This window comes from Nocardioides ultimimeridianus (assembly GCF_054777895.1).
The window spans coordinates 250,284-275,088 of the sequence record NZ_BAAHAB010000011.1 but is presented as its reverse complement, the minus strand read 5'-3'; the positions used below and the strand labels follow the sequence as shown (position 1 = coordinate 275,088).

Annotated in this window: 27 protein-coding genes; 15 read left to right on the top strand and 12 right to left on the bottom strand. The window is 72.7% G+C overall.

Going from position 1 to position 24,805, the window contains the following annotated elements:
* Window positions 1-58: 58 nt before the first annotated feature.
* The gene (locus tag ACYU8V_RS12800; protein ID WP_460847843.1) at window positions 59-1,726 is read left to right on the top strand and encodes an HAD family acid phosphatase; all 1,668 of its coding nucleotides are present in this window, start codon (window positions 59-61) and stop codon (window positions 1,724-1,726) included.
* Here ACYU8V_RS12800 and ACYU8V_RS12795 read toward each other — a convergent pair.
* On the bottom strand, window positions 1,714-2,919 hold the full coding sequence (locus ACYU8V_RS12795; RefSeq protein WP_460847842.1) for an oxidoreductase: 1,206 nt from the start codon (window positions 2,917-2,919) through the stop codon (window positions 1,714-1,716). The genes ACYU8V_RS12800 and ACYU8V_RS12795 overlap by 13 nt on opposite strands.
* Window positions 2,920-3,029: 110 nt before the next feature.
* Between ACYU8V_RS12795 and ACYU8V_RS12790 the strand changes: the two genes are divergently transcribed.
* Window positions 3,030-3,935: an oxygenase MpaB family protein gene (locus ACYU8V_RS12790; protein WP_460847841.1), complete on the top strand. Its 906-nt coding sequence runs from the start codon at window positions 3,030-3,032 to the stop codon at window positions 3,933-3,935.
* On the opposite strand, the gene ACYU8V_RS12785 is transcribed toward ACYU8V_RS12790, so the two are convergent.
* Together ACYU8V_RS12785 and ACYU8V_RS12780 are read right to left on the bottom strand one after the other, a co-directional pair.
* Window positions 3,928-4,692: an enoyl-CoA hydratase/isomerase family protein gene (locus tag ACYU8V_RS12785; protein WP_460847840.1), complete on the bottom strand. Its 765-nt coding sequence runs from the start codon at window positions 4,690-4,692 to the stop codon at window positions 3,928-3,930. The genes ACYU8V_RS12790 and ACYU8V_RS12785 overlap by 8 nt on opposite strands.
* Entirely contained in the window at window positions 4,689-6,062 is a 1,374-nt protein-coding gene (locus ACYU8V_RS12780; protein WP_460847838.1) for a glycosyltransferase 87 family protein, read from the bottom strand. The genes ACYU8V_RS12785 and ACYU8V_RS12780 overlap by 4 nt, the downstream gene beginning before the upstream one ends.
* Before the next feature lie 141 nt (window positions 6,063-6,203).
* Between ACYU8V_RS12780 and ACYU8V_RS12775 the strand changes: the two genes are divergently transcribed.
* From ACYU8V_RS12775 to ACYU8V_RS12735, 9 genes are read left to right on the top strand one after another with little or no spacing between them, the layout of a single operon-like run.
* On the top strand, window positions 6,204-7,013 hold the full coding sequence (locus tag ACYU8V_RS12775) for an S-methyl-5'-thioadenosine phosphorylase (protein WP_460847837.1): 810 nt from the start codon (window positions 6,204-6,206) through the stop codon (window positions 7,011-7,013).
* The gene (locus ACYU8V_RS12770) at window positions 7,010-8,068 is read left to right on the top strand and encodes an NAD-dependent epimerase/dehydratase family protein (protein ID WP_460847836.1); all 1,059 of its coding nucleotides are present in this window, start codon (window positions 7,010-7,012) and stop codon (window positions 8,066-8,068) included. The genes ACYU8V_RS12775 and ACYU8V_RS12770 overlap by 4 nt, the downstream gene beginning before the upstream one ends.
* On the top strand, window positions 8,065-8,730 hold the full coding sequence (locus ACYU8V_RS12765; protein WP_460847835.1) for a glycosyltransferase family 2 protein: 666 nt from the start codon (window positions 8,065-8,067) through the stop codon (window positions 8,728-8,730). The genes ACYU8V_RS12770 and ACYU8V_RS12765 overlap by 4 nt, the downstream gene beginning before the upstream one ends.
* Entirely contained in the window at window positions 8,727-9,386 is a 660-nt protein-coding gene (locus tag ACYU8V_RS12760; protein ID WP_460847833.1) for a TIGR04282 family arsenosugar biosynthesis glycosyltransferase, read from the top strand. The genes ACYU8V_RS12765 and ACYU8V_RS12760 overlap by 4 nt, the downstream gene beginning before the upstream one ends.
* Window positions 9,383-10,021, top strand: a complete 639-nt coding sequence (locus ACYU8V_RS12755) for a class I SAM-dependent methyltransferase (RefSeq protein ID WP_460847832.1) — start codon at window positions 9,383-9,385, stop codon at window positions 10,019-10,021. The genes ACYU8V_RS12760 and ACYU8V_RS12755 overlap by 4 nt, the downstream gene beginning before the upstream one ends.
* Window positions 10,018-11,163, top strand: a complete 1,146-nt coding sequence (locus ACYU8V_RS12750; RefSeq protein ID WP_460847831.1) for a molybdopterin-dependent oxidoreductase — start codon at window positions 10,018-10,020, stop codon at window positions 11,161-11,163. The genes ACYU8V_RS12755 and ACYU8V_RS12750 overlap by 4 nt, the downstream gene beginning before the upstream one ends.
* Window positions 11,163-11,585 (top strand): hypothetical protein, encoded by a 423-nt coding sequence (locus tag ACYU8V_RS12745; protein WP_460847830.1) that lies wholly within the window; start codon window positions 11,163-11,165, stop codon window positions 11,583-11,585. Before ACYU8V_RS12750 ends, ACYU8V_RS12745 begins: the two co-directional genes overlap by 1 nt.
* Complete coding sequence (locus tag ACYU8V_RS12740) at window positions 11,573-12,253, top strand: response regulator transcription factor (RefSeq protein WP_460847828.1); 681 nt, start codon at window positions 11,573-11,575, stop codon at window positions 12,251-12,253. The genes ACYU8V_RS12745 and ACYU8V_RS12740 overlap by 13 nt, the downstream gene beginning before the upstream one ends.
* Window positions 12,250-13,377, top strand: a complete 1,128-nt coding sequence (locus tag ACYU8V_RS12735; RefSeq protein ID WP_460847826.1) for a sensor histidine kinase — start codon at window positions 12,250-12,252, stop codon at window positions 13,375-13,377. Before ACYU8V_RS12740 ends, ACYU8V_RS12735 begins: the two co-directional genes overlap by 4 nt.
* Window positions 13,378-13,394: 17 nt before the next feature.
* Here the strand turns inward: ACYU8V_RS12735 and ACYU8V_RS12730 are convergent, their stop codons facing one another.
* From ACYU8V_RS12730 to nth, 4 genes are read right to left on the bottom strand one after another with little or no spacing between them, the layout of a single operon-like run.
* A complete protein-coding gene (locus ACYU8V_RS12730) occupies window positions 13,395-14,579 on the bottom strand; it encodes a MarP family serine protease (RefSeq protein ID WP_460847825.1) in 1,185 nt (394 codons plus the stop codon).
* Entirely contained in the window at window positions 14,576-15,256 is a 681-nt protein-coding gene (locus ACYU8V_RS12725; RefSeq protein ID WP_460847823.1) for an NUDIX hydrolase, read from the bottom strand. Before ACYU8V_RS12725 ends, ACYU8V_RS12730 begins: the two co-directional genes overlap by 4 nt.
* Window positions 15,253-15,894 carry a TlpA family protein disulfide reductase gene (locus ACYU8V_RS12720; RefSeq protein ID WP_460847821.1) on the bottom strand — a complete coding sequence of 214 codons (642 nt, stop codon included), beginning with the start codon at window positions 15,892-15,894 and terminating at the stop codon, window positions 15,253-15,255. Before ACYU8V_RS12720 ends, ACYU8V_RS12725 begins: the two co-directional genes overlap by 4 nt.
* On the bottom strand, window positions 15,894-16,619 hold the full coding sequence (gene nth / locus ACYU8V_RS12715; protein ID WP_460847954.1) for an endonuclease III: 726 nt from the start codon (window positions 16,617-16,619) through the stop codon (window positions 15,894-15,896). Before nth ends, ACYU8V_RS12720 begins: the two co-directional genes overlap by 1 nt.
* Before the next feature lie 142 nt (window positions 16,620-16,761).
* Here nth and ACYU8V_RS12710 point away from each other — a divergent pair, with 142 nt between their 5' ends.
* From ACYU8V_RS12710 to ACYU8V_RS12695, 4 genes are all read left to right on the top strand, one after another.
* Complete coding sequence (locus ACYU8V_RS12710; protein ID WP_460847819.1) at window positions 16,762-17,439, top strand: Crp/Fnr family transcriptional regulator; 678 nt, start codon at window positions 16,762-16,764, stop codon at window positions 17,437-17,439.
* A 68-nt stretch (window positions 17,440-17,507) separates the two neighbouring features.
* A complete protein-coding gene (locus ACYU8V_RS12705; protein ID WP_460847817.1) occupies window positions 17,508-18,020 on the top strand; it encodes a SigE family RNA polymerase sigma factor in 513 nt (170 codons plus the stop codon).
* 140 nt (window positions 18,021-18,160) lie between these two features.
* A complete protein-coding gene (locus tag ACYU8V_RS12700; RefSeq protein ID WP_460847816.1) occupies window positions 18,161-19,408 on the top strand; it encodes a hypothetical protein in 1,248 nt (415 codons plus the stop codon).
* A gap of 124 nt (window positions 19,409-19,532) precedes the next feature.
* Window positions 19,533-20,933 carry a DUF2079 domain-containing protein gene (locus ACYU8V_RS12695; protein WP_460847815.1) on the top strand — a complete coding sequence of 467 codons (1,401 nt, stop codon included), beginning with the start codon at window positions 19,533-19,535 and terminating at the stop codon, window positions 20,931-20,933.
* Here ACYU8V_RS12695 and ACYU8V_RS12690 read toward each other — a convergent pair.
* From ACYU8V_RS12690 to ACYU8V_RS12670, 5 genes are all read right to left on the bottom strand, one after another.
* Entirely contained in the window at window positions 20,909-22,015 is a 1,107-nt protein-coding gene (locus tag ACYU8V_RS12690; RefSeq protein WP_460847814.1) for an HNH endonuclease signature motif containing protein, read from the bottom strand. The two genes, ACYU8V_RS12695 and ACYU8V_RS12690, sit on opposite strands and share 25 nt — an antisense overlap.
* Window positions 22,016-22,487: 472 nt before the next feature.
* On the bottom strand, window positions 22,488-23,303 hold the full coding sequence (locus ACYU8V_RS12685; protein WP_460847813.1) for an MBL fold metallo-hydrolase: 816 nt from the start codon (window positions 23,301-23,303) through the stop codon (window positions 22,488-22,490).
* Complete coding sequence (locus ACYU8V_RS12680; RefSeq protein ID WP_460847811.1) at window positions 23,300-24,172, bottom strand: NUDIX hydrolase; 873 nt, start codon at window positions 24,170-24,172, stop codon at window positions 23,300-23,302. The genes ACYU8V_RS12685 and ACYU8V_RS12680 overlap by 4 nt, the downstream gene beginning before the upstream one ends.
* 2 nt (window positions 24,173-24,174) lie before the next feature.
* A complete protein-coding gene (locus ACYU8V_RS12675) occupies window positions 24,175-24,633 on the bottom strand; it encodes a RidA family protein (protein ID WP_460847810.1) in 459 nt (152 codons plus the stop codon).
* A 5-nt stretch (window positions 24,634-24,638) separates the two neighbouring features.
* Window positions 24,639-24,794 (bottom strand): DUF4177 domain-containing protein, encoded by a 156-nt coding sequence (locus ACYU8V_RS12670; RefSeq protein WP_460847809.1) that lies wholly within the window; start codon window positions 24,792-24,794, stop codon window positions 24,639-24,641.
* Between the last annotated feature and the right edge of the window lie 11 nt (window positions 24,795-24,805).

Genomic DNA, 24,805 nt, shown 5'->3' with positions numbered 1-24,805 from the left:
AAGCAAGGACGCGCATACCGTCACCGGAGCGCCACCGTCATCGACTCGGGAGACCCCCATGCATCGTTCGACCGTCCTGGCCGCCACCGCGGCCGCCACCCTGTTCAGCACCGCACTGCTCGCCGGTCCCACCCAGGCCCGCCAGAGCGTGCCGCCCGCGAACCAGCTCACCCCCCGCACCCACTTCACCATGGTCGTCGACCAGGCCACCGGGACCGTGCCCGCGCCCGATCATGGCGCCGAGATCCCGAACATCGACTCGGTGAAGTCGACGATCCGGGCCTACTACGGCGCGCACAAGGGGCCCGACCCGACCGGCCTGTCGAGCGCGCCGATCTACCTGCCCGACCTCACCGGATCGACGTACGCCGGACAGGTCCGCACGATCGAGCAGGGCATCCTCGACGCCCTGCCGGCCGAGCACGCCCCGCGCCAGGCCGTCGTCTTCGACGTCGACGCGACGCTGCTGCTCGACTACGCCTTCGAGGAGGCGACCCACTTCAACTACGACCCCGCGGTGAACAACACCTGGGTCCAGGACGAGGCGTTCCCGGCCGTGCCCGGGATGCCGCAGTTGCTGCAGCAGATCGCGGCGCGCGGCTACGACCTGTACGGCATCACCGGCCGCCCCTTCAGCCAGGAGGACGCCACCATCGGCAACCTCACCGCGCAGGGCTTCACCACCGACGGCACCGCCACCGGCACCCCGCTGTTCGACAACGACAACCTCTACACGAAGTGGAACACCGCCGACCCGGCCGCGAAGCCGGCGTACATCGGCACTTGCACGCTGTCGCCGACCTGCAACACCGTCGAGTACAAGGCCAACACACGCAAGCACGTCGAGCAGGACCTCGGCGACGACGTGGTCATGAACGTGGGCGATCAGTGGAGCGACCTCGAGGGTGGGTACGCCGACGCGCACACCAAGATCCCGAACCCCACCTACTTCCTGGCCGCCGCCGACATCGCCGGCGCGCCCGCGACCGACGCCGCGATGGTGCCGCCCACGGACTACACGATGGCGCCGGACGGATCGAGCGGGCGGACCGTCGCCAGTGGCGACGACATCCCCAACCTCGATCCGCTGCGCAAGGAGATCCGCGCCTACTACAACGCCACCGGCGGCATCGCGAACAAGTCGAGCTCGCCCTACATCAGCGAGATGGCGGACCTCGTGGCCCGCTGGCAACCCCGGCTGGTCAACGAGTGCCGGCGCATGTCCGCGGCCGGCAACCGCCCCGCGATCGTCTTCGACGCCGACGACACCACGCTGTGGACCTACGACATGGAGGACGGGGCGATGAAGTTCAACTTCGACCCGGTGCTCCAGAACCAGTGGGTGCAGGACGAGCGGTTCCCCGCGACCCCGTCGATGGTCGGCCTCGAGAACGCCGTGACCGCCGCCGGGTGCACCCCGATCGGCCTCACCGGCCGCGGCGCCGCCCAGAAGGACGCGACGCTCGCCAACCTCGCGAACGTGGGGTACGTCGGGTTCACCCCCGACACCTACTTCACGAAGTGGGCGACCACGCCCCCGGCGTACCTCGACTGCGGGAGTGACAACGTCTGCTCGACGATCGAGTACAAGTCCGGGACGCGCCAGCACGTCGAGGCCGAGGGCTACGACATCGTCGCGAACTTCGGCGACCAGTTCTCCGACCTGATCGGCGGGTACGCCGAGAACGCGGTCAAGCTGCCGAACCCGACCTACTACCTTCCCTGACCGACGACGGGGATGACCTGGTCGGCCGACCACTCCGGGCAGCGGGTGCCGGAGTAGATCGTGGGCATGCACCGGTTGCAGTGGATGCAGACGCCCTCGGACGCCGCACCCACGGCGAGTCGGTTGACCAGGTCGGGCTCGCGCAGCAGCGCGCGCCCCATCACCACGAAGTCGAAGCCGTCGGCCATGGCCTGCTGCATGGTGGCCAGCGAGTTCACCCCGCCGAGGTACATCAGCGGCATCGCCAGCTCCTTGCGGAACTCCAGCGACTTCGGCCGGAAGTAGGCCTCCTCGAAGGGGTAGTGCTTCATGAAGCCGCGGCCCATCGGCGTCCTCATCCCGAAGCGCACCAGCGGCGGCATCGTCTCGGCGAACTCGCGGATCGGGGTGTCGCCACGGAACAGGTACATCGGGTTCATCAGCGACGAGCCGCCGGAGAGCTGCAGTGCGTCGAGGTGGCCGTCGGCCTGCAGCAGGCGGGCCAGCTCGAGACCGGCCTCGGTGGTGACACCGCCGGCGAAGCCGTCGCCCACCGAGATCTTGGCGGTGACGGCCACCGCGTCGCCGACCTCCTCGCGCACGACCCGGGCGACCTGGCGGGCGAGCTTCGCGCGGCTCTCCAGCGACCCGCCCCAGCGGTCGCGGCGCCGGTTGAGGCCGGGAGCGAGGAAGGAGGAGATCAGGTAGGAGTGCGCCATGTGCAGCTCGAGCACGTCGAAGCCGGCGCGCACGAGGGTGCGGGCGGCGTCGACGTACGCCCGGGTGACGCGGGTCAGGTCCTTCTCGCTGGCGGAGCGGATCATCTGCATCGACAGCGGGCTCGGCATCGCGCTCGCCGCGATCGCCGGCACCCCGTTGGAGCGACCGTTGGCGACGGGTCCGGCGTGCCCCACCTGCCCCGCGACCTTGGCGCCGGTCTCGTGGACGGCGTCGGCGAGCCGGGCCAGCCCGGGCAGCGTCCGCTCCCCGACCACGATCTGCTCGGCGTGGGTGCGCCCCTCGGGCGACACCGCGAGGTAGGCGACGGTGGTCAGCCCGACGCCGCCGCGGGCGGGGGCCAGGTGGTAGGCGATGAGCTCGTCGGTGACCAGCCCGTCCGGCGTACGGCCCTCGAAGGTCGCGGCCTTCACGGTGCGGTTGCGGAGCCGGACCGGTCCGAGGTCGGCGGGGTCGAAGACGTCGGGGATCACCACCCCGGCAGCGTAGCCCCGAACTGGAACGTGTTCTAGTGCCGCGGAAAGTGAGAGGAAAGTGAGGATCACTCATCTTTCGGTGCGGGCGGGGCGGGCCTACGCTCGAAGGCATGGCGAAGAAGCTGTGGCGGGAGCGCAACGCGGCGCTCGACCCGGACACCGACTACATCGAGATCGTGCAGAACCTGGCGCTCTACGAGTTCACCTGGGACATCACCCAGTCGCTGAGCTTCGCCCTGTTCCGCACCTACGCCGTGCCCAGCATCGGCCGGCTGCTCGACGAGACCGGCGCCTTCACCACCGCCTGCCAGAAGCGGTACGACGACACCGGGCTGCTGCTCGAGGCGCCCTTCGTCCACGGCTTCGACAGCCCCGAGGGCAAGGCGGCGATCCGGCGGATCAACCAGATGCACCACATGTACGACATCAGCAACGACGACCTGCGCTACGTGCTGGCGACCTTCGTGGTCGTCCCGAAGCGGTGGCTGGACGCCTACGGCTGGCGCCGCCTGACCGAGGGCGAGCTGCGCGCGATGGTCAACTACTACCGCGCGCTCGGCCGGCACATGGGCATCAAGGACATCCCCGAGACCTACGACGCCTTCATGCACCTCATGGACGACTACGAGCGCGCGCACTTCGCCTACGACGAGGGCGGGCGGCACGTCGCCGACTCCACCCTGGAGCTGCTCGACACCTTCTACCCGGCGATCCTCCGGCGCCCGGTCAACGCGATGAGCCGCGCCCTCATGGACCCGCCGCTGCTCGAGGCGTTCCGGTACGACGACCCCGGCCCGCGCGTGCGACGACTCGTGCATGCCGGGATGCGCGCACGGGCGCGGATCCTGCGGCACACCCCGTCGCGCCGCACCGCGCAGCGCGTCGTCGACATGCCGCGGTTCAAGACCTACCCCGACGGCCACCGGCTGGAGGACCTCGGCACCTTCACGCCGTACGGCGCCGGGTGCCCGGTGTCGCACGCACCCCGGAGCGAGCCGGCGCAGGCGGTCAGCTGAAGTCGGGCGCCCGCTTCGCGAGGAACGCCGCCACGCCCTCGCGGCCGTCGGGACCACCGGCGAGCCGGCTGATCGACTCGGCCTCCCGGCGCAGCGCCTCCTGAGGAGCGGCCTCGGCAGCCCGGCGGACCAGGTGCTTGGTGGCCGCGAGCGAGTCACGCGAGCCGGCGAGCAGGGTCCGGACGATGCCGTCGACGGTGGCGTCGAGCTCCTCGGCCGCGACCACGCGCGCGACCAGCCCGCAGTCGGCCGCCTCCTGCGCCGAGAACGTCTCGGCGAGCAGGGCCAGCCGGAGCACCCGGTGCAGCCCGAGGGTGGTGACCAGCATGCTGGCGCCCCCGTCGGGGCTCAGCCCGACCTTCACGTAGGCCAGGTTGAACGACGCCTTCTCGGAGGCCACGACGATGTCGGCGGCAGCGGCGATCGGGAAGCCGATGCCGGCCGCCATGCCCTGCACGGCGCTGACGACGATGGCGTCGCTGGTGATCAGCTCGGTGATGAACCGGTGCGCGCCCTGGGCCAGCTCCAGCACGAAGGCGCCCGGGTCGTCGGCCGAGCCCATCCCGCCCAGGTCGCCGCCGACGGAGAAGAACCGGCCCTCGGCGCGGATCACGATGACGCGCGCGCGGTCGGAACGCGCGCGCAGCGCGGCGGAGACCAGGGAGGCGCCGACCTCCTGGCCGAGCGCGTTCGCCCCCGACGGGTCGGCCAGGGTGATGGTGGCCAGGCCGTCGGCGTACTCGTAGCGGATGCTCATGTCGCCAGCATGCCGCATCCGCGCGGGTCCTCCGGGTGCGCCCGGCGCCAGGCCCACCAGCACACGAGCGAGCCGGCGAGGGCGGCGCCGTACATCGCGGCGGAGGCGGGCGCGGAGCGGGCGTAGAGGTAGGCGCAGGTGGGCGCGAGGGCGACGGGCAGCCAGTACCAGCGGCCGGTCATCGCGACGAGGGCGACCAGCAGGGCGGCGTACCAGCCGTAGCCGGGGGTGAAGACCAGGAAGCCGACGCCCACCAGCCAGACCGCCGCGATCTCCGGCCGGTCGGGGTCGGTACGACGCCAGCACCACCAGCCCGCAGCGGCCATGAGCAGCGCCCCGAGCACGGAGTCGAACGGGTGGGGCGCCAGGAGACCCACCAGCGTCAGCCGGTTGCCGTTGGCGTAGCCCTCCTCGTGCAGGTAGCCCGGCAGGTAGCCGATCACCTGCGTCCCGACCGCCGCCACGTGCGGCAGGTAGCCGGCGATCCCGACCGCCGCGGCGGCAGCGACCACCTTCGCCGGGTGTCGGCGCAGCAGTGCCGGACCGATCAGCAGCGGGTAGATCTTGGTCGCGACCGCGGCACCGACCAGCGCGCCCGCCCACACCGGCCTGGCGGCCGCATAGGCGCCGAGAGCCGCGTAGCAGAGCAGGATCGCGACCCAGTCGATGTGCGCGTTGTTGCCCAGCTCGGAGACGACCACGGGGCACCACCCCCACAGCGCGGGCCACCACGCGGGGTCACCGCGGCGGCGACATCGGCGCAGCAGCAGGAGCGTCAGGAGCACCACCGCGAGCGCGGCCGCGACCTGGAAGGCCTGCTGGCCGTCGTACGCCGCGTGGCCGCCGAAGGTGACGATGCGGATCAGGTCGAAGGCACCCTGGGCGACCGGCGGGTAGACGGTGTGGACGGTCGGGCGGTTGAGCAGCGCGCAGCCGATGGGCAGGGCGCAGCCGTCCTGACCGGGGTCGGCGAAGAGCCCCGGCTCGTGCAGCCCGGCCAGCGCCGGGTCGTCCGGCGCGTAGCGGTACGGGTCCACGCCGGCCAGCTGGACCTTGCCGTCCCAGAGGTAGCGCAGGTCGTCGTTGGAGGTGAGCGGCGGCTGGGCGAGGGCGAGCAGCTGCAGCGCGGCGGTGACCGCCACAACCAGGATCGCGGTCGTCCGCCGGCTGATCCCCGACCGCGCGAGCGCGAGGATCGCGACGGCGAAGGGCACGGCGTTCAGCGGCTGCAGGATCCCGGCCCTGGGGATGTCGAGGCCGGCGTGCGGGCCGGCGTACAGGGCCGCGGTGAGGACGAGCTGGCAGCCCACGGCCCCCACGAGCAGGGTCCTCGCGGCGGTCCGGGTGGGCGGTCGGCGTACATCCAGCACGGTTGCGAGCGTCGCAGCATCGCACCCGTCGATGAAGGGCCGCGGCGAGACCGTAAGGGGTCCGTAAGGAAGTTCTTACAGGGCGGTGACGGATGGCCCGGAGCCCTGTTCCCGTGCGGGTTCCGCTGTCACGTTGAGGCCATGGACACACCTCGTGCGACGGTTGCGGTGATCGGCGGCACCGGCTTCTACCGCTGGCTCGACGACGCCGAGCCGGTCGAGCTCAGGACGCCGTACGGCGCTCCGTCGGGGCCGGTGCAGATCGGGACGGTGGCCGGGCGCTCGGTGGCCTTCCTGCCGCGTCACGGCGAACGGCACTCGCTCGCGCCGCACGCGATCAACCACCGCGCGAACCTGTGGGCGCTGCGCAGCCTCGGGGTGCGCCAGGTGCTGGCGCCGTGCGCGGTGGGGAGCCTGCGGGCGACGGTCGCGCCGGGCTCCCTCGTCGTGCCCGACCAGCTCGTCGACCGGACCACCGGGCGCGTCCAGACCTACGTCGAGACCGGGGCGACCCACGTCCCGTTCGCCGATCCCTACTGCCGCCGGCTCTCGGACGCGCTCGTCGGCGCGGGACGCGACACCGGCGACACGATCCGCGACGGCGGCACCATGGTCGTCATCGACGGCCCGCGGTTCTCGACCCGCGCCGAGTCGCGCTGGTACGCCGACCAGGGCTGGGACCTCGTCAACATGACCGGGCACCCCGAGGCCGTGCTGGCCCGGGAGATGCAGCTCTGCTACGCCGCGCTCGCGGTCGTGACCGACCTCGACGCCGGGGTGGACCCGGGTGACGGCGTCGGCGAGCAGGACGTCTACGCGATGTTCGCCGCCAACCTCGGACGGCTCGGCGCGATCCTCACCGCGACGGTGAAGGAGCTGCCCGATCCCGAGGGGTGCACGTGCTCGACGTGGGCCGACGGGCTGGAGCTCGCGTACGGGGTGCCGCGATGAGGGTGCTGCTGACCGGCTCGGCCGGGTTCATCGGGGCCGCGATCCGCGACGACCTGCTCGCCGACGGCCACGAGGTCGTCGCCGTCGACCTGCTCCTCCCCCAGGCGCATGGGTCCGCGCCGGCCCTCCCGCCTGACACCCACCGCCTCGACGTACGCCGCGCCGCCGACGACCCGGCCTGGGACGCGGTCCTCCGCGGTGTCGACGTGGTGTGCCACCAGGCCGGCATGGTCGGGGTCGAGGCGTCGGCGGCCGACCTGCCGGCGTACGCCTCCCACAACGACGTCGGCACCGCCGCCCTGCTCGCCGCGATGGCGGCCCACCGCATCGACCGGCTGGTCCTCGCCTCCTCGATGGTCGTGTACGGCGAGGGCCGCTACGCCTGCGCCACGCACGGCCCGCAGCTGCCCGGCCCGCGGTCAGTGGAGCGACTGGAGGCCGGCCACTTCGAGAACCCCTGCCCGCGCTGCGGTGACGACCTCGCCTGGCTGCCGGTCGGCGAGGAGCAGCCGCTCCGCCCGCGCAGCGGGTACGCCGCCGGCAAGGTCGCGCAGGAGCACTACGCCGGCGCCTGGGCCCGCGCGACCGGCAGCCGGGTGATCGCGCTGCGCTACCACAACGTCTACGGACCGGGGATGCCGCGCGACACGTCGTACTGCGGCGTGGCGGCGATGTTCCGCTCCCGGATCGAGCACGGTCTCGCGCCGCTGGTCTTCGAGGACGGCGGTCAGACCAGGGACTTCGTGCACGTCGCCGACGTGGCGCGGGCCAACCTGACCGCGGTGGGGGCGGTCAGGACGGCCGCGCCCGGCTCGCTGTCGGCGTACAACGTGGCCTCGGGCTCGCCGATCACCATCGCCGAGGTCGCCGGGATCCTCGGCGCGGCCGCGGGCATCACGCCGGAGACGACCGGCGGCTACCGGCTCGGCGACGTGCGCCACGTCGTCGCCTCGCCCGACCTCGCGGCGCGCGAGCTCGGCTTCCGGGCGCGCGTCGCGCCGGACGCCGGCCTGCGCGAGCTGGCGACGGCTCAGCTGCGGGAGGTCGTCGCATGAACGAGATCGACCTGGTCCTGCCCTGCCTCGACGAGGGCCCGTCCCTGCGGGCCCTGCTGCCGCGGATCCCCGCTGGGATGCGGGTGATCGTGGCCGACAACGGCTCCACCGACGACACCGCCGACGTCGCGCGGGCGGCCGGCGCGCTGGTCGTGCACGAGCCCCGGCGGGGGTACGGCGCCGCCGTCCACGCCGGCGTCCTGGCCGCGACCGCGCCGATCGTCGTGGTCATGGACGGCGACGGCTCCATCGACCCCGACGACATCGCGCCGCTGGTGGCGCTGGTGCGGTCCGGCGCGGCGGACCTGGCCATGGGCCGGCGGGTCCCGGTACGCCGGGGCCTGGTGCCGTGGCACGCGCGGGTAGGCAACCGGCTGGTGCTCGCGCTGCTGCGCCGGCGGCTGGGCCTGGACGTGGGCGACATCGGTCCGCTGCGCGTCGTACGCCGGGAGATGCTGCTCGACCTCGGGGTGACCGACCGTGGCATGGGCTACCCGGTGGAGCTGCTCGACCGGGCGGCCCGCGCGGGCTGGCGGATCGTCGAGCGGGACGTGGCCTACCTGCCGCGCACCGCCGGTACGAGGTCGAAGGTGTCCGGCTCGGTCCGCGGCACGCTGCGCACCGCCCGCGACTTCGGCCGGGTCCTGGCGGCCCAGTCATGACCACCCTGCTGGTGCTTGCCAAGGCGCCGGTCGCCGGACGGGTGAAGACCCGGCTCGCGGCGGACCTCGGCGACTTCGACCTGGCCGCCGATCTCGCCGCGGCCGCCCTGCTGGACACGATCGATGCGTGCACGGCGGCCGTCGGCGCGGATCGCTGCCGGCTCGCGCTGGACGGATCGCTCGCCGAGGGCCGGCGCTCGGCGGACCTGCTCGACGCGCTGGCCGGCTGGACCGTCGTCCCCCAGTGTGCCGGCGACCTGGCCGACCGGCTCGCCCACGCCCACGAGGGCGTCACGGGACCGGTCGTGCAGGTCGGGATGGACACGCCCCAGCTGACGGCCGCGCTGCTGCACGACCTGGCCGAGGGCCTGGACGCTGCCGACGCCGTGCTGGCCCCGGCCGCGGACGGTGGCTGGTGGGCGCTGGCGCTCCGGTCGGGGCGCCACGGCGGTTTGCTGCGCGGCGTACCCATGTCCGGTCCGAGGACGTACGCCGACACCCTCACCGCCCTGAACGCGGGTGGGCTGCGGGTCGTGGACGCGCCGCTGCTCGAGGACGCCGACCACCTGGCCGAGGCGCGCCGGATCGCTGCGGCGGCCCCCGCCACCCGCTTCGCGCGGGCGCTGCACGCCATCGACGGGCTGGTGCCGCGATGACCGCGACCCTGCCCGCGGGCGAGGTGTTCAGCCACGCCCTGCGCGGCGAGACCTGCTACCTCTCGACGCCCGGCCGCCATCGCATGCCGCTGCCCGTCGCCGACTGGACCCGGGCCAGCGACGGCGCCGACGAGCTGCTGCTGCGGCTGTGCGTCGGGCCGACCCTCGACATCGGCTGCGGTCCCGGCCGGATGGCCGCCGAGCTCGCGGCCCGCGGTCACGTCACGCTCGGCATCGACATCGTCGGCGAGGCCGTGCGGCAGACCGTCGACCGCGGCGCGGCCGCACTGCAGCGCGACGTCTTCACCCGGGTGCCGGGCGAGGGCCGCTGGGTGACGGCGCTGCTCGCGGACGGCAACATCGGCATCGGCGGCGACCCCGTCGCGCTGCTCACCCGCGCCCGCCGGCTGCTGCAGCCCGGTGGCCGCGTCGTCGTCGAGGTCGCCGGCCCCGGCCAGCCCTCCGCCCACTTCGACGCCCGGCTGGAGTGCCCCTGCGGGCACAGCGAGCGGTTCCCGTGGGCGGTCGTGTCCGCCGACGACCTTCCCGCGCTCGGCGCCGCCGCCGGGCTCATCGAGATCGACCGCCGCTCGGCGCACGGGCGCTGGGTCGGCGTACTGACGGAGGCACGATGAGAGCGCCCATCCCCACGTTCACCTCGCGGCTGCGCAGCCCGGCCGTCGCCGCACGCGTTGGCCTCTGGGTCGGCATCAGCTTCGGCGTCTGCTTCGTGACCGGGCTGATCAGCCACTACGCCCAGCTCGATCACCAGCCGGTGCCGTTCCCGAGCTCGCCGAGCTGGGGCTACCAGCTCACCCAGACCCTGCACGTGGTCAGCGGCACCGCCGCGATCCCGCTGCTGCTGGTCAAGCTCTGGGCGGTCTACCCGCGGCTGTTCCAGGCGCCTCCGCGGCACCTGCGCGAGGCCGCCCTGGTCCTGCTGGAGCGCGGGTCGATCGCCGTGCTGGTCGCAGGATCCCTGCTGGAGCTGGCGATCGGGGTCATGAACGTCGCGCAGTGGTACGTCTGGCGCTTCGACTTCCGCGCCACCCACTACGCCCTCGCCTGGGCGGTCATCGGGGCTCTCCTGGTGCACATCGCGGTCAAGCTGCCGGTGATCCGCGAGGCGCTCACCAGCGATGTTGACAGTGTCAACCTGGACCGGCCCGAAGCGGTCGCGGCCGGAGTGGTCGGCCGGCGCGCGGTCATCCGGACCGGCTGGCTCGCGGCCGGCGTCGCGGTGATCACCGCCAGCTCCGCCGCCGGCACCGTCCCCGGCCTGAGCCGGATCGCCGTGCTCTCCCCGCGCTCGCGCCGCTCCGGCATCCCGATCAACCGCACCGCGGCGGAGGCGGGCGTCGTCCCGTCGGCGCTGGGCGACGGCTTCCGCTGCAAGGTCGAGTACGCCGGCGCTGCCGCCACCTTCACCCGCACCGAGCTGCTCGCACTCCCGCAGTCGACCCACACCCTCCCGATCGCCTGCGTCGAGGGGTGGAGTGCGGACGGGTCGTGGACCGGCGTACCGCTGCGGACATTGCTGGACCACGTCGGAGCACCGAAGGGTCGTGCTGTCGTGGTGACGTCCCTGCAGCAGCAGGGCCCCGACCGGGTCACCACGCTGCCCGCGAACTTCGTCGACGACCCGCGCACCCTGCTCGCACTCGCCCTGGACGGCGAGCCGCTGTCCATCGACCACGGCTATCCCGCGCGGCTCATCGCGCCGGACCGGCCGGGCGCCCTGCAGACCAAGTGGGTCACCCGGATCGAGGTGCTCTGATGCGGACCACCCGTGCCCTGCTGATCGCCGCCGGCGCGCTCGTGATGGCGTACGCCGCCTGGCTGCTGGTCCGCGACCAGACCGTCACCCAGCTGGTGCAGGTCGCCGAGTGGGCCGTCGCCGCGGTGGTGATCCACGACGGGGTGCTCGCGCCCCTGGCCTTCGCGGTCGGCTGGCTCGTCCAGCGCCGGCTGCCCGGCGGGCTCGCCCGCGCCACCGCCATCGCGCTGACCCTGGCCGGGACGGTCGCACTGGCCGGGTTCGCGGTCCTCACGCGCTCCCACCGGGGCGGTCCGAACACCACCCTGCTGGACCGGGACTACCCGATCGGGCTGCTTGCGGTCACGCTGGGCATCATCGGTGCCGTCGCGGTCGCGACGGTGCTGGGACGACTCAGGAGGTCGCGCGGGTGGCGAGGGTGATGGTCGTCGACGACGACGCGACGGTGCGCGAGGTCCTGGCGACGTACCTGCGCGCCCACGACCACGAGACCGTCGAGGCCGCGGACGGCGAGTCGGCGCTGCAGCTGATGTCCGACCAGCCCTCGGACCTGGTGGTGCTGGACCTCATGCTCCCGGGCATGGACGGCCTGGAGGTGACGCGCCGGCTGCGGGCCGAGCGCGACGTCCCGATCATCATGCTGACCGCGCTGGGCAGCGAGGCCGACCGCGTGGTGGGGCTCGAGCTCGGGGCGGACGACTACGTGGGCAAGCCGTTCAGCCCGCGCGAGCTCGCGCTGCGGGTCGACTCCGTGCTCCGGCGTACCGCCGCCCCCGCCGCCGTCGAGGAGAACCTCACCGACGGCGACCTGGTCATCGACGGCGCACGCCACGTCGCGACCCTCGGCGGCGAGCCGCTCGCGCTGACCGTGCGCGAGTTCGACCTGCTGCGCTACCTGGTCGCGCACCCGTCCACCGCGTTCACCCGCGAGGACCTGCTGCACCACGTGTGGGGCTGGACCATCGGCGACCGCTCGACGGTCACCGTGCACGTCCGGCGCCTGCGGGAGAAGGTCGAGGACGACCCGACCCGCCCGACCCGGCTGCTCACGGTGTGGGGCGTCGGCTACCGATGGGAGCCCCGAGCATGACCCTGAGCGCGTTCCTGGAGATCGTCTGGGTCGCCGCGCTGGCCGCGGTGGTGGTGGGCGCGGTGGGGCTGGCGTTCGCCTGGCTCACCCGCGGCTGGTCGCTGCGCTGGCACGTGGTGCTGCTGGTCGCCGTCGCCGGCCTCGGCTCGTACGCCGGCACGCTGGCCATCGCGCAGCTGATGTTCCTGTCCTCGCACGACCTGCTCGTCGTCACCGTCGTGTCCTCGGTCGCGACCGTGGTCGCGGTGGCGGTCGCGCTCGCGGTCGGGTGGCCGCTGGCCCGCTGGTCGACCGCGCTGCAGACCCAGGTCCGCGGCATGGGTCCCGGGATGGTCAGCGCCGGCGGCGGAGGTGGCCCGCGCGAGCTGCGCGCGGTCTCCGAGGAGCTCGCCGAGACCCAGCGCCGGCTGGAGCAGGCGCGGCTGCGGGAGCTGCGCCTGGAGGAGGCGCGCCGCGAGCTGGTCTCCTGGGTGTCGCACGACCTGCGCACGCCACTGGCCGGCCTCCGCGCGATGGCCGAGGCGCTCGAGGACGGCCTGGCTGCCGACCCGGCCCGGTTCCACCAGCAGATCCGCACCGAGGTCGACCGGATGGCCTCGATGGTCGACGACCTCTTCGAGCTGTCCCGGATCCACGCCGGGGTGCTCAAGCTGAACCCGACCACGCTCGCCGTCGGCGACCTGGTCAGCGAGGCGATCGCGGGAGCCGACCCGGTGGCCCGGGCCCGCAACGTGCGGATCGGAGGCTCCGTCGACGCCGGGCTCGAGGTCACCGCCGACCCGGCGGGCCTGTCCCGGGTCCTCTCGAACCTGCTGATGAACGCGATCCGGCACACCCCCGCCGACGGCGTGGTCGAGGTGATCGGCCGTCAGCGCGGCGACAGCGTCGAGGTCTGCGTCAGCGACGGCTGCGGCGGCCTGCGCGCCGAGGAGATCGAGCGGGTCTTCGACCTGGGCTGGCAGGGCAGCGATGCCCGTACGCCGGGCGACAGCTCGCTCGGGCAGGGCGCCGGCCTGGGGCTGGCCATCGTCAAGGGCATCGTCGAGGCCCACGCCGGCCGCGTCGCGGTCGAGAACCTCGCCAACGTCGGCGGGTGCCGGTTCTCGGTGCTGCTGCCCGGCTGAGCGGGGCCGGCTGCCCGCTACCCCGCGCAGGCCCCCGTGCCGACCTCGCTGTCGTCGGTCCGGCCCTGCGCCGCGGCGTCCTGGACCTGGTCGGCGGTCAGCGCGTAGCCGGTGTCGGGGTCGGTGACCGAGGCCGCGAAGACCACGCCGGCGACCTTGCCGCCGGGCGTGACGATCGGGCCGCCGGAGTTGCCGGGACGCACCAGCCCGCGCAGCGAGTAGACGTCGCGCAGGACCGTGCCCGAGCCGTAGATGTCCGGGGAGCGCAGCCGCTGCTGGGCGCGCACCCGGCCGGTCTGGATGTCGAACGGGCCGTCCTGGGGATAGCCGATGATCGCGACGGGGTCCTGCGCCTGCACGGCGTCGGAGCCGATCGCGAACCGCAGCCCGGTCGACCCGTGGGTGTCGACGTCGAGGATCGCGATGTCGAGCTCGGGGTCGTAGTGCACGACCCGGGCGAGCTCGGTCTCGCCGTCGACCTGGACCGTGGGGTCGTGCACGCCGGCGACGACGTGCGCGTTGGTCATGACGCGGTTCTCGGCGTACACGAAGCCGCTGCCCTCGACGCCACGGCCGCACGAGTTGGAGCCGCGGATCTTGACGATGCTGGCCTGGGTCGCCTGCACCTTCGCGGAGCCGGGCAGCTCCTTCGGGCCGGGCGGGACGTTGGTGATCTGCTCGGGCGCGAACGGCTCGAGGTAGCGCGGGAAGAAGCCGGTCCCGACCACGTTGTTGAACGCCTGCAGCGCCTTCGGGGCCGCGCCGGGAAGGGCGCTGTTGACCCGGGCGAGCACCTCGGAGTTGCGGACCAGCCCGGTGACCGGGCCGATCCGGGTGCCGCTGATCGCGACGCCCAGGGCCCACGCCACCAGCAGCACGGCCAGCGCGCTGAGGACGGCGCCGCCGAGCGCGTCGAGGACCCGGGCGGGGCGCCAGGTGATCTTGTCGCGGACCTTCGCGCCGACGTACTGCATCAGGGCCTGGCCCAGCGAGGCGCTGACGATGACGATGAACAGGGCGCCGAGCGAGACCAGCAGCGACGGCTTCGCGCTGCGCAGCACCGTCGGCGCGAGCCAGATGCCGAACAGGCCGCCGGTCAGCAGCCCGACCGTCGCGAACGCGCCGGTGACGAAGCCCTGCCAGTAGCCGGAGAGGGCGTAGGCGAGGACGAGCAGGACCAGCAGCCAGTCCAACAGATTCATGAGTCCCCCGTACGCCGAACGTATTCGGCCAGCATGTAGTCCGGGAGATCATGCACCGGCGGGTCGGCCACCGGGGGCAGCCAGCCGATGAAGTCCAGGAACCTGGTCAGGATGCCACCGGTGAAGCCCCAGAGGATGACGTCCTTGTCCTCGCCGATCAGGAAGCCCGGGCCCACCCACCCGCCGGGGTGCCGCACCTGGATCCGGTGCTCGGGGTCGACCAGCTCGCGGATGGAGACCCGGTGGATGGCGTGCACCTCGGCCGGCGAGACGACCACGAGGTCGACGGGGTCGCGCCAGTAGCCGATCACCGGCGTCACCGCGAAGTTCGACGGCGGCAGCCACAGCTCGGGCAGGGTCGCGAACACCTCGACGGCGGCCGGGTCGAGCCCGACCTCCTCGTCGGCCTCCCGCAGCGCCGCCTCGACCGCGGTCTCGCCCGGGTCGATGCTGCCGCCCGGGAAGGACACCTGCCCCGGGTGCGAGCGCATATCGTGCGCCCGCTCGGTGAGGAGTACGTCGGGCCCCTCCGGCCCCTCCGCCAGCAGCATCAGCACCGCACCGCGGCGCGGATCGCTGCCCTCCGGCGGCAGGAAGGCCGTGAGATCGCTGCCCTGGATCCGGGCGGCGCCGGCCGCGATCTGGCCCAGCCACCGGGGTCCGTCGGTCGTGCTCATCCGCCCTGCTTCACGGGGCTCGTCACGGTGATGCCGTGCTGCGCGGCGAGGTCGACCACCTGCTGCACCGAGTCGAGGCCGCCGGCGACCGGCGTCGACACGGTGCCGTCGGCGGCCACGAAGTAGAAGGTCGGCAGCGCGCTCGGCGGGTCCATGCTCGAACGCTGCAGGTCACCGCACGGGTCGGCCAGCGACGGGTAGGTCACCCCGCTGTCGCGCGCCAGCTTGAGCGCCATCCCGGGGAAGGTGTCGAGGTAGTCGACGCCCACGACGCTCACCTGTCCGGCGTACTGCTGGGCGAAGGCGGCGAGCGCCGGCATCTCCTTGCGGCACGGGCCGCAGTTCGACGCCCAGAAGTTGATGATGGCAGGGCCCTTGATGTCGGCGAGCGCGACCGTGGAGGTGCTCCCGAGGCAGCCGATGTCGGTGTCCGGCAGCGTCGACGCGGTCGCCGCCGGGTCGACGGCGAGCGTCTTCGGTGTGCAGTCGGCGATGCCCGCCTGCTGGCGGAACTGCACCAGGTCGGCGCTGCTCACGCTCACGTTGCACGCCCCGACCGCCTGCTTGGCGTCACAGGAGGTCAGCAGGACGGCCGCGCTGAGCGCGGCCACGCCGGCCGCGGCGAGCGGGCGGCGCATCAGTTCGGTCCCTCGGTGCGGACCAGCTTCTCGGCCTCGACAGGATCGGTCGGGCCGGCGCCGTACGACGGGCACCACTTGGCCACCGGGCACGCCCCGCACGCGGGCTTCTTGGCGTGGCAGCGACGACGGCCGTGCCAGATGAGGTGGTGGCTGAGCATCGTCCAGTCCCGCTTCGGGAACAGCGCGCCGATCGCGTGCTCGACCTTCACCGGGTCGGTCTCGTCGGTCCAGCCCAGGCGGCGGGCGAGCCGGCCGAAGTGCGTGTCGACGGTGATCCCGGGCAGGCCGAAGGCGTTGCCGAGGACCACGTTGGCGGTCTTGCGGCCGACCCCGGGCAGCGTCACGAGGTCCTCGAGGCGGCCGGGCACCTCGCCGTCGTACCTCTCCACCAGGGCGGCGCTCAGCTTGAGCAGGCTGTCGGTCTTGGCGCGGAAGAAACCGAGGGGCCCGACGATCTGCTCCAGGTGGGCGCGATCGGCGGCGGCCATGGCGGCCGGATCCGGGTAGGCGGCGAAGAGCGTGGGCCGGACCAGGTTGACCCGCTTGTCGGTGGTCTGCGCCGAGAGGACGGTGACGACCAGGCATTGGAAGGCGTCGTCGAAGTCGAGCTCGGCCTTGGCGTCGGGGTAGGTCTCGGCGAGCACCCGGTCGATCTTGCGGGCCCGACGCACCAGCTGGGTCGTGGTCTCCCCGGAGGTGTCGATCGGCCGCACGCGGGCCAGCCTACGGGGCGGTGCCGACGCTCCCGGCGCGCACCAGGGACTAGGTGTGAAGTGTGCCACTGGCTAGGATTCGGCGAGACGACGTGTGTGTCGGCCTCATTGGGGGGCCGAGATGCGTCGTCGACGTGAACTTGGAGGCAGCGTGGACAACGACGTACTCCGTCAGGCGCCACTGTTCAGCGCTCTCGACGACGAGGCGATGACCGCGCTGCGGTCGTCGATGGGCGAGACCCACCTGCGCCGTGGCGAGGTCCTCTTCCACGAGGGTGACACCGGCGACCGGCTCTACGTCGTGCTCGAGGGCAAGGTCAAGCTCGGCCGCACCTCCTCCGACGGCCGGGAGAACCTGCTCGCGATCATGGGCCCCGGCCAGATGTTCGGCGAGCTGTCGCTCTTCGACCCGGGCCCGCGCTCCGCGACCGTGACGGCCGTGACCGACGCCGACTTCGCCTCGCTGTCCCACGAGGACCTGCTCCGCTGGCTCGAGGGCCGCCCCGCCGTCGCCCGCGGGCTCCTCGCCCAGCTGGCCGGCCGGCTGCGCAAGGCCAACGACGTCGTCGCCGACCTGGTCTTCTCCGACGTCCCCGGCCGCGTCGCCAAGGCGCTGCTGGACCTCGCCGAGCGCTTCGGCCGCACCGCCGACGACGGCGTGCACGTCCACCACGACCTCACCCAGGAGGAGCTCGCCCAGCTGGTCGGCGCCTCGCGCGAGACGGTCAACAAGGCGCTGGCCGACTTCGCCTCGCGCGGCTGGCTGCGGCTCGAGCCGCGCTCGGTCGTGATCCTGGACATGGAGCGGATGGCGCGCCGAGCACGCTGAATCTCCTGGCGCTCGGCCACCCCCGGCCCCCTGCACCGGTGCGTAGACACTGGTGAGAGGGGGCCGTTGTGGTTCGTGAAGCATCTCGGGCGGCGTTCGAGCAGTACGTCGCCTCGCGCACGCCAGCACTCTCCCGTACCGCCTACCTGCTGACCGGCGACGCGCACCTCGCCGAGGACCTGGTCCAGAGCTCCCTGCTGCAGGCCGCGAGGGCCTGGCACCGCATCGCCGGCGACCCCGAGCCCTATGTCCGCCGGATCATGGCCAACCAGAACATCTCCCGGTGGCGGCGGTCGCGGTCCCGGGTGGCCGAGGTGCCGCTGTCGTCGTACGACGACCGCACGGGTGCCGCCTGCCCCGATCCCGACCTCCGGCTGAGCCTGGACGCCGCGCTCCGGCTGCTGACCCCGCGCCAGCGCACCGTCCTGGTGCTGCGCTTCTACGAGGACCTCACCGAGGTCGAGACCGCGCGGATCCTCGGGATCGGCGCCGGCACCGTGAAGTCGACGACCCGCGAGGCGCTGGCGCGTCTCCGCGTCGTCGCGCCCCATCTCGAGACCCTGCTGGAGGGCGTGTCATGAGCCGTCAGGAGCTCCGCGAGCAGCTGGCCCGCCTGGCCGAGGACGCACCCATCGCGTCGGTGCCGTCGGATACTTATCGGCGCGGGCGGCGGGCGATCGCACGCGGCCGCGTCGCGGCCGCCGTCCTCGCGGCCGGATGCGTGGTGATCGGGACGCTTGCGGGCGGCCGGCTCGGCGACGGGCACCACCCGCCCCATCCCGACACGTCCGCACCGGCGCAGCGACAGGGGGTGCCGGACTACCTGCACGTGGCTCCTTGGCTGGGCGCGGTCCCTGCCAGTGACGACCTCAAGGTCGGGGTCGCAGCAGCGGCCTTCAACGACGGGTACGGCGATCCGATGGTGATCGACGCCGAGACTGGCACCTACCACCAACTCGTGCTTCCTGGCTGGGGCGGCGGCGCGCTCGCGCTCTCCCCTGATGGGCAGCTCCTCGCCTGGGAGTTCTCGGATGCCAATGACGGCACGCCGAAGACGGGAAACTTCAACAGCGGGATCCGGGTCGTCGATCTCACGACGGGCAGGACCGTGCTCGACGGCACGTGGATCGACCCGACGCATCAGGCACGGTTCGCGCGGGTGCTGTCCCTCGCATGGTCCGCCAACAGCCGCTTCGTCGGATGGGAAGGCGTCGCCACCGATGGATCCGGCGACGCGCCCGTCAGGACGGCGGCGTACATCGGCATGGTGGACCGCGTCGATGGCCCGGCCGCGGGTCGTCTTCGCAACGTGATCGTGGCGCCGTCCGGCGTCGACACGGCCGTGAATGTGGTCAACGACAGCGACAACAACCACTACCCGACGCGTCCGGTCGCCGTCACCGACGACGGCACTCTCATCTCGGTCGCCGGCAACAAGCTGTACGGCGTGGGCCGAGCGCCGCAGACCTTCACGCTTCCTTCAGGAGCGCTGATCGGCGCGATCTGGCTGCGGGGATCACAGGTCGTGGCTGCCGAGAACCCGCCACGCGGCTGCTGCCTGCGGATCCGCGTACTGCCAGGAGATCGGGTGCTTCGTGGCAGCGGATGGCGCGGCGGTGCCGGGCCGGTGACAGTTCCCGAGGTCGCCGGCGTGCTGAACGACGGACGCGTGCTCCTGCGATCCGCACCCTTGGGTCATGCGGTCGTACTCGTGCCCACCACAGCATCCGGGCGGGCCCGCACACTCTTGCAGGTCGATGACGGCCTGACAACTGTCACCCTCGCGACGGACCTGATGACGGCTGACAACCTGACGGTGCCCGGACCTACTCCGAACTGGCCGGCCGTACCGCCGGAGCCGACCCACCACCATCACCTCACCCCCTTCGCCGGGGCCGGCATCGGTCTCCTCCTCCTGGCCGGCGCCGCCCTCTGGTGGCGACGCCGGCGATCACTCGCTCACATGTGAGTGAATCCGGCTCACTCACAGGTGAGTGAGCAGCGACCCATCGCGAGAACCCGGTGCGGCCCTGCCGCGCCGGCCGTCCCGCGCGCCCACGCCCGCCCCCTCGCCGCTCGGAGGCACCAGCTCCATGACGACCACAGTCGTGCCCGCAGCACCCACCGCAGCACCGGAGCGGCTCCGCCGATCGGCTGTGCCGGACCTGCTCGTGGCGGGAGGCTGCTTCACGGCGTACCTCGTGCTGAGCGTCCGGCGGTACGTCGAGGGACAGGCGACCGGCTTCGACCTCGGCATCTTCACCCAGGTCGTGAAGTCGTACGCCGACCTGACGCCGCCGTACGTGCCTCTCAAGGGACCGCACTTCAACGCGCTCGGCGACCACTTCCACCCGATCCTGGCCCTGATCGCCCCGTTCTACCGGGTGTTCCCGTCACCCGTCACGCTCCTGGTGATCCAAGCCGCCCTGGCGGCAGTCCCGGTGGTCCCCCTGATGCGCTGGGCACGGACCGACGTGGGTGCCCGCTTCGCCTGGTGGATCGGCCTCTCCTACGGCGGCTCGTGGGGCATCGCGGAGCTGCTCGGGTTCGACTTCCACGAGGTCGCGTGCGGAGTACCTCTCGTCGCGTACGCCGTGTGCGCGCTCGGGCAGCGGCGCTGGACCGCGGCGGCGCTCTGGGCGCTCCCGTTGGTGCTGGTGAAGGAGGACCTCGGCCTGACCGTCGCAGCGATCGGCGCCTTCATCGCGTGGCAAGGGCCGCGGCGGCGAGGCGTGGTACTCGCCGTGCTCGGGCTCGCCGCCAGTGCGATCGAGATCTGCGTGATCCTCCCGGCCATCAACCCTGCGGGCCACTTCGCCTACACCGGCCTGGATCCGTCCGGGTTGGCCTGGCCGTCGACCAAATGGCTGACGGTGCTTCTGCTGCTGGCGCCGACCGGCTTCCTGGCTACGCGGTCTCCCCTGCTGGTGGTCGCACTTCCGACCCTAGGCTGGCGCTTCGCAGCCACGAACCCGCACTACTGGGGAACGCACTTCCACTACAGCGCGGTCCTCATGCCGGTGGTCTTCGGCGCCGCGATCCAGGCGGCGCCCACGGTCGGGCCGCGGGCGCGGCGGTGCGCGTGCTGGGTCGGCGGTGCGGTCACCGTCGTCACGTTCTTCACCCACCCGCTGCACAGCGTCGTGTCGCCGAGTACGTGGGGGACCGACGCCCACCTGCGCGCCGTACGCGCTGTCCTCGCCGAGATACCCGACGGAGCGACCGTCGCCGCGTCGAACCAGCTCGCGGCCCAGCTCGCAGCCCGCACCACGGTGAGCGAGGTCTGCCTCTCCCCCGGCTCGCTCCCCACCCGTACGCCGCCGCAGTGGCTGGTCTATGACGCGAGTGATCCGACCCAGGAACACTGCACCGCGGGAGAGGCGATCTCAGCCGCTTCTCCCATAGCTCCGCGCTACCGGCTGGTCGATCGCCGCTCCGGCGTCACATTGATGCGCCGAGAGCACTCGGTCTACGTCCGGCGGTGGAAGCGGTAGTCGCCGGTCGCGAGCTTGGCCATCGTGTACCGGGTGTCGTGGGCTCGGTGATGGTGGTGGGAGCAGAGCAGTACGCCGTCGGCGAGGTCGGTCATCCCGCCCTCCGACCACGGCTTCAGATGATGTGCCTCGCACCAGGCAGCCGGTATGGAGCAGCCCTCGGCACGGCAGCGCTTGTCGCGTAGTCGCATGGCCTTGCGTTGGGGTGGTTGGAACAGTCGGCGTGCTCTGCCGAGGTCGAGCGGTTCGGACGTGCCGCCGAGGACGACGGGGATGATCTTCGCGGTACACGCCAGCCTGCGGGCCTCGCCGGCGCTGATCGGGATCTCGCCGAGCATCGCGGACCCTAGCTCACTCAGAAGGCCCTCGAACGGGATGGTGACCATGATGGTGGTGGCATCCCCACCGTGGTCGGGGAGCCTCTTGGGGTCGAGCAGTTCGAGGAGTCGGCAGAGCGCCTCGCCCCTGTTGCGGGCTCGGGTTTGGGTGACGCGGGGTGAGTCTTGGGCTTCGAGGTAGGTGAGGGCTCGTTCGGAGACGGAGTCGGGGAGGTCGCAGATCCAGCGGGTGATCCCGTTGCCGCGCTTCCGGATGCGGATCGCGACCTCGTCCCGTGCGGCCCGTTCTTCACGTTCCAGGGCTTTGCCCAGTTCGGCCTCGGCGATCTCGGGGGCGATGACTTCGAGGATCTTGGTGCCGAGGACCTGAAGGTCCTTGGGGTCGTAGATCGCGGCGAGCTCGATCAGGTGCGCCTCGGCCTGGGCCCGCACCGACTCGTCGACGGCGTCGGAGAGCTTGTCGACCGCGCGGATGATGACCCGGGCCTGGGCCTCGTTCACCCGTCCGTCGCGCATGGCGGTTGCGGTGAGCGGGTGAGCCTCGAGCGATTCGGCCAGCCGCAGTTGGGCGCGGCCAGCGGCCGAGGTGATGCGGGTGGCGGCCGAGGTGATGCGGGTGGCGTGGGCGAGCCAGCAGCCGGCGTCACGCGAGCCGTGCTCCTCGGCCACGTCCGAGGCAGCGGCGAGCACTCGGAGCTCGAGCTCGGCGAGCTGGGCCTTGACCTTGGCCAGGTCGGTCAACAAGTCGGCTTTGTCGCGAGCACGGAGGTAGTCGGCCGGCATGTCCGCGACCGCCAAGAGTTCGTTCCGCAGAGCGTGGGCGCAGGCGAGGATCGCGTGCAACGACACCGTTCCTGCGACCACTACATGCTCCCCGAGACAGACTGATCAACTACCGTCTATAGTACATCTGTTCGAACGCCAGTGGAAGACTTTCGACGAGAGTTTTCCCAGGTCAGAGTGTGTCTTGAAGGCGGCCGCGGAGCGGCGGCGCGGGGGGAGCCCGTGCCGTTGTCGCGCCGTCCAGCCGTGCGCCAGGGCCCCGCGGTCAAGGACGGCCGAAGGCCGCCGCGCAGCGGCGCGAACGAAGTGAGCGTCCTTGACGGCGGGAGGCGCACGGCTAAGGTGCGGCCGCCCGACACCAGCCCCGAAGGAGAGATGGGTTGGTTTCGATACGCCGCTCGCTGGCGCTCGCGGCTACTCAACCAACGAGGGGTCAGCGGGTAGCGAGGTACGCCAGCTGCGCCCGCACCGACCACTCCGCCGCACCCCAGAGCGACTCGTCGACGTCGGCGTACACGATCTCGACGACCTGCCGCGGAAGCAGAGGATCCTCGGCCGCATCAGCCCGCAGCGCAGACACCCCGAGCCGCGACAGCGCCGAGGACACCTGGGCCAGGCGCTGCTCGCGATGCACCTTGTAGTGGTCCAGCACGCCGGCGGCGTCGGCCAGCACCGGCCCGTGCGCGGGCCACAGCGACGAGACCCGTCCGTCGGTGACCAGCGCCCGCATCCGGGCAAGGGAGTCGAAGTAGCCGCCGAGATCCCCGTCCGGGTGCACGATCACCGTGGTCCCCCGGCCCAGCACCATGTCGCCCGTCAACAGGGCGCGGTCGGCGTCCAGCACGAGCGAGATCGAGTCGCGGGTGTGTCCCGGGGTGGTGATCACCTCGACCGCCAGCCCGCCCACGGAGAGCACCTCCCCGTCGACCACGGGATCGGACCGCCAGCACTGGAGGGGGTCCAGGGCCCGCACCCCGCAGCTCATCCGCTCGGCGAAGGACCGGGCCGCCTCGGTGTGGTCGAGGTGGTGGTGCGTCACGACGACGGCCGAGACCGTCCCGCACACCTCCGCGACGGCGTCGAGGTGCGCGTCGTCGAGCGGCCCCGGGTCGACCACGATCGACGAGGACGACCCGGGCTCGCGCAGCACCCAGGTGTTGGTGCCGTCGAGCGTCATGATGCCCGGGTTGGGGGCGAGGACGCAGCGGCCGCGCTCGCCGTACGTCCCACCCTCCCAGGCCTCGCTCACAGCGAGCGCTCCGCCACCAGCGCCCGCACGCGCTCGGGCATCGACAGGCCCCAGCCGCCGTCCCGCTCCTCCAACTCGGGCATGAACATCGCCACCGACGACGGCGCAGCGGCACGGACCTCGTCGACCGAGGCGTGCTGGGCGATCTCCAGCAGCGTGAGGTACGTCGGCGGCAGCATCGCCAGCTGCTCGGAGTGGGCCCGCGCGATGGCCTCCCGCGCGCCCAGCCAGACGACCTCGGAGGACTCCGAGGACACGTCGCGGGTCAGCTGCCCCTCGGGCAGCCGCGCCACGAAGAACCAGGTCGCGTAGCGCTTGGGCTCGAAGATCGGCGTGAGCCAGGCCCACCACACGCTGAGCAGGTCGGTGCGCAGCACCAGGCCGCGGCGCTCGAGGAAGTCGGTCAGCGACAGCGACCGCGCCTCCAGTGCGACGCGGTCGGCCTCCCAGTCCTCGCCGGTCGTGTCGGCAACCACGCTCGAGGCCGACTCCCCGGCGAGCAGCACCCCCGACTCCTCGAAGGTCTCGCGCACCGCCGCGCACACCAGCGCGACGGCGTCGGACTCGCCGACGCCCAGCCGCGCGGCCCACTCGGCGACCGACGGCCCGGCCCACAGTGCGGGCGCGAGCGCGTGGTCGCGCGCGTCCACGCCGCCGCCGGGGAAGACCGCCATGCCGCCGGCGAAGTCCATGCTCAGCTGGCGGCGCAGCAGGTACGCCTCGGGCTCGGCCGCACCGTCGCGCAGCAGGATCACGGTCGCCGCGTTGCGCGGCTCGGCCGGGACCCGGGTGCCGTCGACGTACTCCTGGTAGCGGCCGACGAGGTGCTCGGGCAGCGCCACCGGCGGGAGCGGGATCGGGAGGGCCACGACTAGCCCAGGATCTCGGCGGTGACCTCGACCTCGACCGGAGCGTCCAGCGGCAGCACCGGTACGCCGACGGCCGAGCGCGCGTGCACGCCCGCATCGCCGAACACGTCCCCGAACAGGTTGGACGCGCCGTTCGCGACCCCCGGCTGGCCGGTGAAGTCGGTGGTGGACGCGACGAAGGCGACCACCTTGACGATCCGCACCTGCTCCAGGGACCCGACGACCGACCTGATCGCCGCGAGCGCGTTGAGCGCGCACTGCCGCGCGCACTCGGTCGCGACCTCGGGGGTCACCGCGTCGCCGACCTTGCCGGTCGCGATCAGCGAGCCGTCGCGCATCGGCAGCTGGCCGGCCGTGTGGACCAGCGAGCCCACCCGCACCGCCGGGACGTACGCCGCCACCGGCGGAACCACCTCCGGAACCGTCAGCCCGAGCTCGGCGAGCCGCGCCTCCACGCTCATGCCGATCAGCCCTCGACCGGCCGCTTGAAGTAGGCGAGGTCGTTGCCCTGCGGGCTCGGGATCACGGCCACGAGCTCCCAGCCGTCCTGGCCGAAGTTGTTGAGGATCTGCGTCGCCGCATGGTTGAGGACGGGCGCTACCTGGTACTCCCACTTGGTCATACCGGCAGCCT